Source organism: Raineya orbicola, assembly GCF_002843425.1.
GTDB classification, from domain to species: Bacteria; Bacteroidota; Bacteroidia; order Cytophagales; family Thermonemataceae; genus Raineya; species Raineya orbicola.
This window is the reverse complement of sequence record NZ_NKXO01000011.1, coordinates 1-13427: the sequence shown is the minus strand read 5'-3', so window position 1 is coordinate 13427 and position 13427 is coordinate 1. Positions and strand designations below refer to the sequence as shown.

General features: G+C 38.7%; 14 protein-coding genes. 10 read left to right on the top strand and 4 right to left on the bottom strand.

Features of this window, described 5'->3' with window-relative positions:
- Window positions 1-9: 9 nt before the first annotated feature.
- The 5 genes from Rain11_RS04410 (at window position 10) to Rain11_RS04390 (ending at window position 5339) form a co-directional block, all read left to right on the top strand.
- On the top strand, window positions 10-615 hold the full coding sequence (locus Rain11_RS04410; protein WP_165778077.1) for an acyl carrier protein phosphodiesterase: 606 nt from the start codon (window positions 10-12) through the stop codon (window positions 613-615).
- Window positions 588-1307: an SDR family oxidoreductase gene (locus Rain11_RS04405; RefSeq protein ID WP_101358129.1), complete on the top strand. Its 720-nt coding sequence runs from the start codon at window positions 588-590 to the stop codon at window positions 1305-1307. Before Rain11_RS04410 ends, Rain11_RS04405 begins: the two co-directional genes overlap by 28 nt.
- A gap of 109 nt (window positions 1308-1416) precedes the next feature.
- Window positions 1417-3216 carry a DUF1800 family protein gene (locus Rain11_RS04400; RefSeq protein ID WP_101358128.1) on the top strand — a complete coding sequence of 600 codons (1800 nt, stop codon included), beginning with the start codon at window positions 1417-1419 and terminating at the stop codon, window positions 3214-3216.
- A gap of 26 nt (window positions 3217-3242) precedes the next feature.
- Window positions 3243-4961, top strand: coding sequence for a DUF1501 domain-containing protein (locus tag Rain11_RS04395; protein ID WP_101358127.1), 1719 nt, complete (start codon window positions 3243-3245; stop codon window positions 4959-4961).
- A 144-nt stretch (window positions 4962-5105) separates the two neighbouring features.
- On the top strand, window positions 5106-5339 hold the full coding sequence (locus tag Rain11_RS04390; RefSeq protein WP_133121503.1) for a hypothetical protein: 234 nt from the start codon (window positions 5106-5108) through the stop codon (window positions 5337-5339).
- 77 nt (window positions 5340-5416) lie between these two features.
- On the opposite strand, the gene Rain11_RS04385 is transcribed toward Rain11_RS04390, so the two are convergent.
- On the bottom strand, window positions 5417-5704 hold the full coding sequence (locus Rain11_RS04385) for an ATP-dependent Clp protease adaptor ClpS (protein ID WP_101358182.1): 288 nt from the start codon (window positions 5702-5704) through the stop codon (window positions 5417-5419).
- A 200-nt stretch (window positions 5705-5904) separates the two neighbouring features.
- Here Rain11_RS04385 and Rain11_RS04375 point away from each other — a divergent pair, with 200 nt between their 5' ends.
- Window positions 5905-8079: a sodium-translocating pyrophosphatase gene (locus Rain11_RS04375; RefSeq protein WP_101358124.1), complete on the top strand. Its 2175-nt coding sequence runs from the start codon at window positions 5905-5907 to the stop codon at window positions 8077-8079.
- A 98-nt stretch (window positions 8080-8177) separates the two neighbouring features.
- Here the strand turns inward: Rain11_RS04375 and Rain11_RS04370 are convergent, their stop codons facing one another.
- Window positions 8178-8762 carry a ClpP family protease gene (locus Rain11_RS04370; RefSeq protein ID WP_101358123.1) on the bottom strand — a complete coding sequence of 195 codons (585 nt, stop codon included), beginning with the start codon at window positions 8760-8762 and terminating at the stop codon, window positions 8178-8180.
- A 74-nt stretch (window positions 8763-8836) separates the two neighbouring features.
- Window positions 8837-9610, bottom strand: coding sequence for a 16S rRNA (adenine(1518)-N(6)/adenine(1519)-N(6))-dimethyltransferase RsmA (rsmA, locus tag Rain11_RS04365; RefSeq protein ID WP_101358122.1), 774 nt, complete (start codon window positions 9608-9610; stop codon window positions 8837-8839).
- A gap of 117 nt (window positions 9611-9727) precedes the next feature.
- On the opposite strand from rsmA, the gene Rain11_RS04360 reads away from it, so the two are divergent.
- Entirely contained in the window at window positions 9728-10033 is a 306-nt protein-coding gene (locus Rain11_RS04360; RefSeq protein ID WP_101358121.1) for an ArsR/SmtB family transcription factor, read from the top strand.
- A 49-nt stretch (window positions 10034-10082) separates the two neighbouring features.
- Here the strand turns inward: Rain11_RS04360 and Rain11_RS04355 are convergent, their stop codons facing one another.
- The gene (locus Rain11_RS04355; protein ID WP_101358120.1) at window positions 10083-11387 is read right to left on the bottom strand and encodes a prenyltransferase/squalene oxidase repeat-containing protein; all 1305 of its coding nucleotides are present in this window, start codon (window positions 11385-11387) and stop codon (window positions 10083-10085) included.
- Window positions 11388-11521: 134 nt separating this feature from the next.
- Here Rain11_RS04355 and apaG point away from each other — a divergent pair, with 134 nt between their 5' ends.
- From apaG to Rain11_RS04340, 3 genes are all read left to right on the top strand, one after another.
- Entirely contained in the window at window positions 11522-11908 is a 387-nt protein-coding gene (gene apaG / locus Rain11_RS04350; protein ID WP_101358181.1) for a Co2+/Mg2+ efflux protein ApaG, read from the top strand.
- Window positions 11909-12036: 128 nt separating this feature from the next.
- Window positions 12037-12555, top strand: a complete 519-nt coding sequence (locus tag Rain11_RS04345; RefSeq protein ID WP_101358119.1) for a C40 family peptidase — start codon at window positions 12037-12039, stop codon at window positions 12553-12555.
- A gap of 25 nt (window positions 12556-12580) precedes the next feature.
- Window positions 12581-13297 (top strand): LytR/AlgR family response regulator transcription factor, encoded by a 717-nt coding sequence (locus Rain11_RS04340; protein WP_101358118.1) that lies wholly within the window; start codon window positions 12581-12583, stop codon window positions 13295-13297.
- The last annotated feature ends 130 nt before the right edge of the window (window positions 13298-13427 follow it).

Below are 13427 nucleotides of genomic sequence, written 5' to 3'. Positions count from 1 at the left end.
ATATTCGCAGTGAATTTTTTAGCCCATATTTTTCTTTCAGGCGAGTCGGAGAAAATTCGGATAGGAAATTTTATTGCCGATGCCATCAAAGGCAATCAGTGGGAAGAGTATGAGCCTGAAATTCAAAAAGGCATTCATTTGCATAGAGCTATTGATAGTTTCACAGACGAACATTCGCTTGTTTTACAGGGCATTGAGCGTTTGTATTCCACACAAGGAAAATACGCTTCGGTAGCAATTGATATATTTTACGACCATTTTCTTGCGAAAAATTGGCAAAAATATCATTTACAAGATTTGCACACTTTTACACAAAATTTTTATGGACAAGTGCAAGAAAACTTTTCGCTTTTGCCACCTAAAATTCAATATATGTTTCCATATATGCAAAAGCAAAATTGGCTTTATCATTATCAGAGTTTGAAAGGCATAGAAAGAGTTTTTGAAGGAATGAGCCAGCGTACGAAGTTCCCTTCAAATTTGCTCAATGCTACGGAATGTTTGCGTGAAAATTATATGCTTTATGAGCAAGAGTTTGAGGAGTTTTTTCCTCAAATCATTAGTTTTGTAGAAAAATGGCAAAAAGAATGGAAAAATCAAAACCCACCCTTGTAGTTACAGGAGGCACCAAAGGCATTGGGAAAGCAGTTTTAGAAAAATTCGCTCAAAATGGTTTTCAAATTTTTACTTGCTCTCGCAAATCCGAAAATGTACAGGCACTCGTAAGCGAAATTTCTCAAAAATTCCCCAATATTCCTTTGCACGCTATTCCTGCCGATTTATCAAACCAAGCAGAAGTGAAGAAATTTGCCGAATTTGTGAAAAGCAAAACTGCTCAAATTGATGTTTTGGTGAATAACACAGGCTTTTTTCTGCCCGGACAAATCCACAACGAAACAGAAGGCACTTTGGAGGCAATGATAGAAACCAATTTGTATAGTGCCTATCACTTGACAAGGGCATTATTACCAATGATGATGAACCGTCAGCAAGGACATATTTTCACGATTTGCTCAACGGCAAGCATTACAGCCTATACCAATGGCGGTTCGTACTGCATCTCAAAATTTGCCCTCTACGGAATGACCAAAGTGCTTCGTGCCGAACTCAAAACGCATAATATTCGGGTTACGGCTATTTTGCCCGGGGCTACACTTACCGATAGTTGGGCGGGGGTAGATTTGCCTCCCGAACGATTTATGAAGCCCCAAGATGTTGCCGATGCTCTCTGGACTTGCTTTCAACTTTCGCCACAAAGTGTAGTAGAAGAAATTCTTATCCGCCCACAATTGGGAGATATTGGATAAAAATTTGAAAAACAAGAATACAAACACAATGTAAGATTATTCTTTTTTTTACTGAAACTTTTTGCCCAAATTGTCGTAGTTATAGTAAAAGGCTAAAACTGAAATTGATATGCCTGCATTAGACCCTATTACTGGCAATTTGGGCGAAAACCGAGCCAAGCATCTTTTGCGAAGACTTACTTTTGGATATAGTAAGGCTGATGTGAATACTTTTCAAGGAATAAATATCAACACAGCTCTTAATCAGCTTTTGAGCTTCACGATGCCCACGCCCCCTCGTAGTTTTACAGGTGCCGACTGGACTAACCCCGCCAATAAACCCCAAGCCAATGAAGAAGATTTTAAGCAAGAAGAGGCTTTTCGTATTTGGTGGCTCGGTAAAATGTATGAAGATAATACAGCCTTCGAAAAATTAACGTTTTTTTTGCATACCATTATCACAACTAAAAGAGGGGTAGTAGGGAATAGTCGTTTTTTATATTATCAAAACCAACTTTTTCGCCGTTATCTTTTCAATGATTTCACTAACACTAACCCAAATTTCAATCGCTATCATCAGCTTATTCTTAAAGCCTCTTTGGATAACTCAATGCTTATTTTCTTGGACGGCAGAACCAACGAAAAAGGACTTCCAAATGAAAATTTCGCAAGAGAACTGCTTGAACTCTTTACTTTGGGCAAAGGAGAAACGCGTGGTGCTGGCGATTATACCAATTATACTGAAAATGACATCAGGGAAGCCGCAAAGGCACTAACAGGCTGGAAAACTGATGATTTTTTTAATCCTGCCTCTAACATCAATACGGCTACCATAGACCCCGACACGGGCTTGCCTACGGGTGTTGTGCGGGTAAATCAGTTTGGAGAAGCTTTCCTACACGATAATACTATCAAGCAGGTTTTAGGAGTGAATATCATACCGAACCCTGCCTTACTTACACCCACAGGGCAACCAACCGCCGCCAGTGCTTTGGACGAAGTTGTACAGCTCATCAATGCCATTTTCAATAAACGTGATACCGATAATATTTCGCTTGCCGCCAAATATTTTGTCAGAAGGTTGTATCGTTTCTTTGTGCATCACGAAATTACGCCTGCCGTAGAAACTAATATTATTGTGCCTTTGGCTTTTCAAATGCAGAGTGAAGGTTTTAGAATATCAGGGGTAATGCGTAGGCTTTTCGCCAGCGAACATTTCTTTGAGTTTGGAACAAGCTCCAACAATGGACAATTTGATGACAAGTTTGGAGCAATGATAAAATCGCCTCTGGAAGTAACTTTGGGTTTGATGCGTTATTTCCGTAGTATGCTCGCTTCGCAAATTCCTACTCACGATAGCAACTACGCAGGATTTTACGAAAAAATGAGTATGATGACAGGCGTGCTGATGGAAATGGGCTTAGATTTTCTTGAGCCTTATGATGTGGCAGGTTACGAACCTTATCATCAAGCCCCCAATTATCAGAGAAATTGGATTACTACGAACAATTTGGCTAATCGCTACAAATTCGTCAGAGATTTATTTGAGGGAAATTTAGGTTTTGGGGTTGATGTGTATGCTTGGGCAAAAAATACGGCTTTGAGTGGCATTACCAACACCATAGCAACCACACCGACGGTGGTAGGAGGTATTAGCGTAGCCAAAGATCTTGCTCGCCACGTTGCTCGCGAGTTCTTGCCTTTGTATCAAGAAAATTCGGAAATAACAGAAAAGCGAATGAATTATTTTGCTTTCTACCACATACGCGATATTGCAGGGGTGAATCCTAATGACCCCGATGCTCGTTTCAATGCTTGGGTATTTGGGTGGAATAGTGCTAACCCCGCTATTATTGAAAGTAATGCTCGCGGTCCTTTGAAGGCTCTTTTAGGAGCTATACTACAAACTCCTGAATATCAGCTTTTTTAACTTTATTCAAACAAAAACATTTGCTTATGAAACGCCGTGAATTTATACGCAATGCCTCGCTGGCTACCGCAGGAACATTCTTTTTGGAGGGTACTTTTTTTAAGCAACTTTATGGCTTGCCCCAAATTCAGGCTCTTGCCAAAGCCAGCAAAAACGATAGAATTCTCATTCTTTTGCAACTGCACGGCGGTAATGATGGCTTAAATCAGACCATTCCTATCAATCAGTATGCTGAATACTACAATTTACGCCCTAATATAGCCATTTCCGATACAGGCTCTCGTAAGTATATCAAGCTGGATAACCTGCTCCCCGATGAACAACAACTCGGCTTGCACCCCGATATGCTTCCTTTGAAACAATTGTACGATATGGGTAAGGTAAATATCGTACAAAATGTGGGTTACGAAAATATGAATGGTTCTCATTTCAAAGGGCGTGATATTTGGTTTGGTGGAGTAGGAGCGAATGATAGAATCACATCGGGTTGGATAGGTAGATATTTGGAACTTGAATTTGAAGGAGCAGGCGGGGTAAATCCCAAGTTTCCCGATGATTTCCCCAATAATGATATGTTAGACCCTTTGGGTTTAGAGTTCAGCGGGGGTGATGTTTCTTTGGGCTTTCATACCGAAGATACCATTCCTACGGCAATTTCTATTCCAAGTCCGAATACTTTTTTTGGCTTGGTAAGCACCTTGCCCGGCTACGATGAAGAGATTTTGAAACAAATTGATGATAGGGGCTTTCCACCCACTTCGCTTAATGGTTCGCTATATGCCAATGAACTCAATTGGATTTTAGGTATTGAAGATAGTACTTACGACTATGCTAAACGCCTCAAAGAGTGTTATGATAGAGGCGGAAATACGCAAGTCAATTACCCTGAACGCTATCCGCTTGCCGCTCCTAATGGCTTTTTGAACAATCCTTTGGCAACACCTTTCAAAATCATAGCTCGCCTAATTGCGGGGGGCTGTATGACCAAAGTGTATTTGGTGCGAATAGGTGGTTTTGATACGCATATCAATCAAGTAGAACGCTACGATAACTCTCTTGGGGCTCACGCCGCTCTTACTTACCATATTTTTGCTACAATGAAGGCATTTCAGGAAGATTTGCGTTTGCGGGGGCTTGAAGGTAGAATAGTTACTGTTACAATGTCTGAATTTGGAAGAAGGGCAAAATCTAATGCCAGCTATGGTAGCGACCACGGCACTGTAGCACCAATGTTTGTTTTTGGTAATAAAATTAACCCAGGTGTGATTGGTAAAAATACGGATTTGCGTAAAGCACAAAGTAGCGGTAATCTTTCCGATGCCATAGGCGATTTTACAGATTATAGAGCTGTTTTCAATACCATTCTGCAAGATTGGTTTGAAGTAGAACCCTCTAAAATACCTATTATTTTTCCTAATTTTAATCCTTCGCTTACCATACCGCTTTTCAACAAAAGTCTGACCTCTTTGGATAATTTTTTGAATGAACGCTATCGCTTGGAAGATGTGTATCCTAATCCCGTGAAAGCGGAAGCTAACTTTGGCTTTTACATCAATACGCCTTCTTTTGTGAGGGTTAAGTTGCAGGATATGAAAGGCAATCTCATTGCAATATTAATGAATGAATTTGTATCCGAAGGCAGGCACTCTTTTATTGCCAATCTAAGTTTCTTGCGTGCAGGTACGTATGTCTATACGCTTGAAACCGAGCAAATACGAACCTCTAAAAAGTTGGTGAAAATTTAATCTTAATTCAGCCAAACACTTATTTTGATTTACTTGTTATTTTTTTAGAAAATATTTCACCAAAATTCATTTTTGGTAATGTTTTTGCTTATTTTTATTTGCTTTTTTGTTGAAATTTTCTTATCTTTCGTAAAATTTCGGCTTATGTTGGGCGTATTTGTTTATTTAATATTCTTCTCTGTCATTTTTGCCATAATGACGGTAATAATGCTTCGTAACCTTCGTAGAAACCCTTATCCACCTGATTCTGATGATGATGGTGGTATTGGTGGAAATAACGATTTCCCCATTATAGATTTGCCACCGGGCGGAAAAATTGAAGATTTACTCGTAGATAGGTGGCACGGAGATAAAATCAAGACTAAAACTTTGGTATAAATACTTGTGCTAAAAAATACATAAGCGACCGAACACTGCCGATGCGGTCGCTTAATATTTTATGTTTTGAAACCAATCTAAAAGATTTCTGCTGAAATACCTCTATCACAAATTCCCTGACGCATAGGAACAAGCTCATCAAAAGAGCCAAATTTTACGGTGCATTTGCCTTTGTAGTGAATAATCCAAGTGCATTGCTCGGCTTGTTCGGGGGTGTGCTTGCAAATTTCAATCAGTGTTCTGATGACGTGGTCAAAAGTATTGACATCATCGTTAAATACAACTAATTCGTGTTCTCGGAGTTCAAGTTCATCAAGTAGAATATCCTCCTCTACCGAGGGGTTTGTAAAGGGTTTGTTGCCCATAATGCTCAAAATTTTAAGCGTGAAACCCAAAAGACTTTCACAAAAATAATTCATTTTTCAGGAAAAACAAACGAAAAAAGAATGAAAATGTTACATTTTTCCAAAAAAAATTGTAAAACATTTTCCAGCAAAACTTATATTTGCACTCCTTTTTGAAGTGTATATTTGTATTTTTCAACCTCATAAAAACCAAAAAGCGTATGAATTTATCTTTCCTATTGTATGTAGTACCCATTTTAGGTGTTGTAGGGTTACTTTTTACCTACCTCAAATCAGCTTGGGTGAGTAAGCAAGACGCAGGTGAAGAGAAGATGCAAGAAATTGCAGGGAACATTGCTCGTGGAGCTATGGCTTTCTTGAAAGCCGAGTACAAAGTGCTTGCGTATTTTGTAGTAATTACAGGTTTGCTTTTATTTTTTCTTTCTCAAACCAATGAAAAATCGCACCCGCTAATTGTTTTTGCATTTGTGGTAGGAGCAGTATTTTCTGCTATTGCAGGTTTTATAGGTATGCGAATAGCTACTAAAGCCAATGTTCGTACTGCACAGGCGGCTCGTAGCAGTTTGGCACAAGCCTTGAAAGTATCTTTTACAGGAGGTTCTGTAATGGGAACAGGTGTTGCAGGCTTGGCAGTGTTAGGTTTGGGTAGCTTGTTTATTTTGTTTATGGCTCTTTTCGTAAAAGATGGCAATGTCAATGGAGAATCAATGGAAATTGCTTTGGAAGTACTTACGGGCTTTTCGCTTGGAGCGGAAAGTATTGCCCTTTTTGCACGTGTAGGAGGGGGGATTTATACCAAAGCCGCTGACGTAGGAGCAGACCTTGTAGGTAAAGTAGAAGCAGGTATCCCCGAAGACGACCCTCGTAATCCTGCAACTATTGCTGATAATGTGGGTGATAATGTGGGTGATGTTGCGGGTATGGGTGCTGATTTGTTTGGCTCGTATGTGGCTACTATCCTTGCCACTATGGTTTTGGGCAGAGAGATTAAATCAGCTGATGCCGTAGGAGGTATTGCCCCTATTTTACTTCCTATGCTGATTGCTGGTATTGGAATTATTTTTTCTATTGTTGGAATGCTTTTCGTAAGAATAAGCAAAGAAGATGGTAATGTGCAAGGTGCATTGAACATAGGCAACTGGGCTTCTATTGTGCTTACTGCTATTGCTTCTTTCTTTGTGATACAATTGGTAATGCCTGCACAAATGAGTATTCGTGGCGAAGTATTTACATCAATGGGTGTATTTTGGTCGGTTGCCATAGGGCTTTTGGTAGGGGCTTTGATGAGTTGGATTACCGAATATTATACTTCAATGGGCAGAAGACCTGTGTTATCTATCATTAAAAAATCAGGCACAGGACACGCAACCAATGTTATTGGAGGCTTGGCGGTAGGTATGGAATCCACTGCATTACCGATTATTATTCTTGCGGCGGGTATTGTGAGTTCTTATTATTTTGCAGGTTTGTATGGCGTGGCGATTGCCGCTGCGGGTATGATGGCAACTACCGCTATGCAATTGGCTATTGATGCCTTTGGACCTATTGCCGATAATGCAGGAGGAATTGCCGAAATGGCAGGGTTGGAAGAAAATGTACGTAAGAAAACAGATGTGCTTGATGCCGTAGGAAACACTACTGCCGCCGTAGGAAAAGGCTTTGCAATAGCTTCAGCGGCACTTACTTCGCTTGCTTTGTTTGCGGCGTTTATGGGTACGGCAGGCATTGAAGTAATTGATATTTCTAACGCCAAAGTACTTGCAGGGCTTTTTGTAGGAGGAATGATACCTTTCATTTTCTCCTCTTTGGCTATCAATGCTGTTGGAAAAGCCGCTATGGATATGGTGAATGAAGTTCGCCGTCAGTTCCGTGAAATTAAAGGAATTATGGAAGGCAAAGCTCGTCCCGAATACGAAAAGTGCGTGGCTATTTCTACTCGTGCCGCCATTCGTGAAATGCTTTTGCCCGGAGCTATTGCCTTGATAGTGCCTGCGGTTACAGGTTTTGTGTTTGGGGCAGAGGTACTTGGTGGATTGCTTGCAGGTATTACCGTTTCAGGAGTACTGATGGCAATGTTCCAGTCTAATGCAGGAGGGGCTTGGGATAATGCTAAAAAATCTTTTGAGAAAGGTGTAGTAATAGACGGACAAACCTATTACAAAAAATCAGAGCCTCATAAGGCTTCCGTAACAGGTGATACAGTAGGCGACCCTTTCAAAGATACTTCAGGACCTTCTATGAATATCCTTATTAAACTTACTTCTATTGTGGCATTGGTGATAGCCCCCTATATTGCCAAACCCAAAACATTCATCAAAACATCTCAAAATACTGAAACATCTAAAATGATTGTGCAAAAGCAGAATAAGAGCTAAGCAATTTTAGGAATTGTAAAATTTGATTTCGTGATTTTTAGAGCTGATAAAAAAAACAAAGATTGAGGGCTTCAAAATAATGAAGCCCTCATTTCTTTTTAGATTTTTGTTACAATTTCATCAACAATACCATAGGCTACGGATTCTTCGGCATTCATCCAGTAGTCGCGGTCAAAGTCTTTCATTATTTGCTCAACGCTTTTACCGCAGTTTTCGGCTAAAATTTTAGCACCTAACTCTTTGGTTTTCAAGATTTCTTTGGCAGTGATAGCAATATCGCTGGCTTGCCCCTGAATATAGCCTCCAATAGCAGGCTGATGTATCATTACTCTACCACTTGGATAAATGAATCTTCTGCCTTTTTTACCACCTGAAAGCAAAATAGAACCCATTGAGGCAGCAAGCCCGATGCAAACGGTACTTACAGGCGAGCTAATCATTTGCATTGTGTCGTAGATAATCATTCCTGATGTAACAACTCCGCCTGGGCTATTGATATAGAAAGTAATTTCTTTACCGGGATCTTTCGCCTCCAAATAGAGCAATCTATCTACTACATATTTTGCCGACTCGTCGTGTACTGCTCCCCACAGAAATACTTTTCTTTGGGCTAAAAATTCTTTTTCAAATTTAGCACTACCAATTTCGGCAAGCAATTCTTGCAAATCTTCGGCTTTAATCATAGGTTAAAAAGGGTTTATCGTTCAATTGAGAAACATTAAAAATTACAGAACTATTTATGCAAATATGCAAAAAATTATGATTGCTCTTGAATTTTTTGCGTAAGAAAAACAAAATCTGATACAGAAAGTTGCTCTGCACGTTTTTGAAGCATACTTTCATTCTTAAAACTTTCTGTTCTGATAAATTTTTGCAAAGCATTTCGCAGGGTTTTGCGTCTTTGGTTAAAGGCGGTTTTTACTACTTCAAAAAAGAGTAATTCATTACAAGGTAATATTTGGGTAGAATTTCTTTGTAAGCGAATAACGCCTGACTTTACTTTGGGAGGAGGTTGGAACACATTTTCTGATACCGTAAAATGATATTTTACTTCGTAGTAAGCCTGCAAAAGTACACTCAAAATGCCGTATTCCTTGCTACCCGGTGGTGAGGCAAGCCGTTCGGCTACTTCTTTTTGTAGCATACCCACCACTTCTACAACCTGCTTGCGATTTTCAAGAATTTTGAAAAAAATTTGTGAAGAAATATTGTAGGGAAAATTACCGATAATTGCTATATTTGAAAAAAAATTGGAGTGTAAGTCCATAGTCAAGAAATCACCTTCCCAAAGTCGGTTTTGAGTGGCTATTGTTGCAAAATGTTCTTTTAAGTACCGAATAGATTCGCTATCAATTTCAATAATATAAAGGGGATTTGGCTTGTTCAACAGAAATTGTGTCAGAACCCCCGTACCTGCTCCAATCTCTAAAACTGGTATTTCTGCTGGGCTTTGTAAAAGGTCGGCTATTTTTTGAGCTATTGTAAGGTCTTTTAAGAAGTGTTGTCCTAAATGTTTTTTGGGCTTTACCATAATGTAATTGTAAGAAAGTTAGACAAATGAAAAAAATTACCTTGTAATACTTGAAAAAAATCAAAAACTTGCGAAACTTTTATTAAAAAAAAGAACACCACTGAAAATTAAGTAGTTATGGCGAAAAAAACAAAAACTACTCCTACCATTCCCAATAAAAAGGTTACGGCTTTTTTGAAGGCGATGGCTCACCCTATCCGAATGAATATTGTACTTTTATTGCTACAAAACCCCAAAATGACTGTTTCTGATATTTGTGAAACTTTGGATTTAGAGCAGTCGCTTACTTCGCATCATTTGGCAAATATGCGAAATAGCGGCGTGCTTGCAAGCAAAAGAGAAGGGAAAAATATTCAATATATGTTAGGTAGCCCTAAAATCAAAGAAATTTTAGAAACAATTGAGCGTTTGGTTGGAGAATAGAGCATAGAGACGCAAATTTTTGCGTCTCTATGTTTGGATAAAACTATTTTTATTTGCCTAAATCTTCTAATTTTTGCAAATCGTTTTCTATTGAAAGTATCAGCAAGCAAGTAGCAGTACAAAAAACAGGACTTGTGATGCAGTGATGCCCTCGCCAACTTCCATTTTCCTCTTGAATTTTGACGAGCCTGCCTGAAATATTGTTATACCATTTTTTCCAAGTATTATCTTTGGCAATAATCAAAGATTCGCCTGTTTGCAAATAGCTCAAAAACTCTTCTCCACCATTATTCCCAAAACCTACCATTACATTATCGTCTTGGGCAACTTCTTTGGCTTTTTGATAAGTTTGATAAGCATTGGCATATCTTTTGGCTTCGGAACGTGAAAAGCCCGCTTTTTCTAAATTTTCTTCTGTGGCAGGAGCATTTTGAGAAATTTTGCCTTCCTTGCGAGCTTTTGTAAGTTTGTCTTCGGCTTCGCGAGCTTCTTTCGCCGCTGAACGTGTAGAACCCGAAACTGAATATAACACAATACCTGCTCCCATATCGGTATTTACTTCGCCTGTTTGGGCATTGTAATTCTTTTTCTGATAGTCGCGTGCTTTGCGTAGTGCTTCATCATCAACCTTGATGCCTTTTTTCTGGGCAGTTTCTAATGCATTGGTAGCAAAAGAAGATTGTAAAACACCTGCCCAACCCGCACCACGAATACTGCCGTCAGTGTTTTGTGCCATTTGTATTTTTTGAGTACAGACTTGTAGAGCTTTTTGGGTACGTTCTTGAAGTTTTTTGTCATTTTGCAAGTAATCCAATGAATTGGCAAGACACTGGGCGGTAAGCACTACATCAATGTTTTGTCCTAATTTGGTTTGAATTTGCGTACCTGTTTCTGTGGTAATGTTGTAAGATTGAGGTGAGGCGTTTTCTACGGCATTGAGCAAATATTCCAGAGCTTTTTTAGCATTTTCTTTATATTCGCCTTGAGAGAAGGTATGCCCGTTGCGAAGTAGTGCCATTAGTACCATTGCAGTAGTGGCAGGGTCAGTTTTTACGGCGTGAGGATTTACTATATCTTGGCGGCTATGCAAACCTGCTCCCCAGCCACCATTATTTTGTTGGGCTTGTACTACCCAAGTTAGCCCTTTTTTGAGAGAACTTTTTACATTTTCAGGGGTTTTGTAGATAGCTTCTCCCTCCGAACTTTCCTCGCCCATAATGGTTCTATAAACGCAACCTTTCGGGTGCTGATTTTCATCAGAATAGCTCGTAAAAAGCCGATTTGTTTCAACGCCTGCCCAAACTGAAGCAAGAGCGGCAACCCCAAAAGCGGAAAATTTCAAAATGGCTTTCATAAGACAAAAATTTTGAAGTGGAACATATTTTTGTTATTGAGATGAAAGCCACTTGAATTTTCCACAAAAAAATTTAGAATTTTGGTGAGATGTTCCAAGATTTTTGTAATTTTGATACATACAACGCTGTTTTTATGGTTACCCAAATTACAGACGGGGTAAAAGTAAGTGTACAGACTTTATATCACCCCGAATATTCCAATGCAAAGCAATTGCATTTTGCCTTCACTTATAAGGTTCGTATTGAAAATGGAAGTAATCATACTATTCAACTGCTCACACGGCATTGGATAATTTATGATTCTTGTGGTACAGTTACGGAGGTAAAAGGAGAAGGTGTAGTAGGGAAGCAACCTATTCTGGAACCAGGGGATATTTATGAATATGTTTCGGGCTGTAATTTGAAATCGGAAATTGGTAAAATGCGAGGTAGCTACACTATGCAGCGTCAGATGGACGGCAAGAAACTCACCGTCATCATTCCTGAATTTAAGCTCGTTGTACCTTATCGGTTGAATTGATTTTTACTAATTCTTTAATGTTAAATGAGCTTGTAAGCACAGGAGGTTAGACAAATATAAACTGAGAAATATAATTGCCCAAACATTAACTTAAATCTAAAACTTGAAAAAATTTTCAAATAAAACTTATGAATAAAAAATCATTTATTACATTTGTATGGGTTTGGGCTATTCTGTTTTCAGCCTGTATTTCGCAGAAAAAGGTTTTACAAAGCAGTAATAGCTTAAACAACAATCAGCCAGAAAACGCTTGGAAAGTTGATAAAGTAGTTCAGACAGCCAAGGAATATTTAGGAACACCTTACAAATATGCGGGAAACGACAAAAAAGGCATTGATTGTTCAGGACTTACAAGCAGGGCTTACGAGAGTGTGGGCATCAAATTGCCTCGCATAGCAGGCGACCAAACCCAAGCAGGCAAAAAAGTATCTTTACAAAATTTACAAAAAGGAGATTTAGTGTTTTTCAAAGAATCGGTGAAAGCGAGTAATAAAATTACACACGTGGGCGTGGTAAGTGCTGTAAAAGAGGCGGGCAAAGATGTTATTTTTATTCACGCTTCTACTTCCAAAGGTGTTATGGAAAGCCAACTTTTTTCAAAATATTGGAAGCCACTTATCGTAACCGCGGTACGGGTAATAGAATAACCTCAAAACACTAAAATTTTATTTTATGAAAAAATTTTCGTGCATCGCTGTTGATGATAGTTCCATACAACTTACACTACTCAAAAATTATATCCAAAAAACTCCTAATTTGGAACTATTGGCAATTTTTGCCAATCCGATTGAGGCTTATCACTTTTTACAAAAAAACAACATAGATATTTTGCTTTTGGATATTGATATGCCCGAAATGAGTGGGCTTGATTTGCTGAAAATGCTCAAAAAACAACCTGCTACTATTCTTATTACGTCTAAAACCGAGTTTGCTCTCCAAGCCTTTGAACTTGATGCCATAGATTATATTGTAAAACCCCCCGAATACCCTCGTTTTTTGAAAGCTATACAGAAAGCCATACAATTTTTAGAGGTTGAGGAGAAAGAAAACATCAGTAGCGATAGCGGTGCTTCTGAAATTTTTGTAAAGGTTTCAGGAAAACTAATACGCCTGCCGCTCAATGAAATTTTATTCATTGAAGCTCTTTCCGATTATGTACTAATACATACCGAAGACAAACGGCAATATGTGGTATATGCTACAATGAAATACTTTGAGGAAAAATTAAGTGCCTACAAGTATTTCAAGCGTATCCACAGGTCTTATATTGTGAATATGCAAAAAGTGAAAAGCATTGAAGAAAATCAAAATGTTCTGATTGGAGAAAAAACGCTCCCCATTGGCAATACCTATCGAGAAGAGTTTTTGAAAAACCTAAATAAGCTTTAAATAACGTGAGTTAAGCGGCAATATCTTGAAAAAGTTCAAAATTTGTAAGTAGATTTTTTTCTTGAAAATCTCTAATAGTGGGCTTTTTATCTAGGAATTTGTAGGCAATAATTCCAGACCACAAATTGAC

Coding starts and splice junctions, on each gene's coding strand:
- Rain11_RS04405 (WP_101358129.1), top strand. CDS start 588: ATGGAAAAATCAAAACCCACCCTTGTAGTTACAGGAGGCACCAAAGGC.
- Rain11_RS04400 (WP_101358128.1), top strand. CDS start 1,417: ATGCCTGCATTAGACCCTATTACTGGCAATTTGGGCGAAAACCGAGCC.
- Rain11_RS04395 (WP_101358127.1), top strand. CDS start 3,243: ATGAAACGCCGTGAATTTATACGCAATGCCTCGCTGGCTACCGCAGGA.
- Rain11_RS04390 (WP_133121503.1), top strand. CDS start 5,106: ATGTTGGGCGTATTTGTTTATTTAATATTCTTCTCTGTCATTTTTGCC.
- Rain11_RS04385 (WP_101358182.1), bottom strand. CDS start 5,704: ATGGGCAACAAACCCTTTACAAACCCCTCGGTAGAGGAGGATATTCTA.
- Rain11_RS04375 (WP_101358124.1), top strand. CDS start 5,905: ATGAATTTATCTTTCCTATTGTATGTAGTACCCATTTTAGGTGTTGTA.
- Rain11_RS04370 (WP_101358123.1), bottom strand. CDS start 8,762: ATGATTAAAGCCGAAGATTTGCAAGAATTGCTTGCCGAAATTGGTAGT.
- rsmA (WP_101358122.1), bottom strand. CDS start 9,610: ATGGTAAAGCCCAAAAAACATTTAGGACAACACTTCTTAAAAGACCTT.
- Rain11_RS04360 (WP_101358121.1), top strand. CDS start 9,728: ATGGCGAAAAAAACAAAAACTACTCCTACCATTCCCAATAAAAAGGTT.
- Rain11_RS04355 (WP_101358120.1), bottom strand. CDS start 11,387: ATGAAAGCCATTTTGAAATTTTCCGCTTTTGGGGTTGCCGCTCTTGCT.
- apaG (WP_101358181.1), top strand. CDS start 11,522: ATGGTTACCCAAATTACAGACGGGGTAAAAGTAAGTGTACAGACTTTA.
- Rain11_RS04345 (WP_101358119.1), top strand. CDS start 12,037: ATGAATAAAAAATCATTTATTACATTTGTATGGGTTTGGGCTATTCTG.
- Rain11_RS04340 (WP_101358118.1), top strand. CDS start 12,581: ATGAAAAAATTTTCGTGCATCGCTGTTGATGATAGTTCCATACAACTT.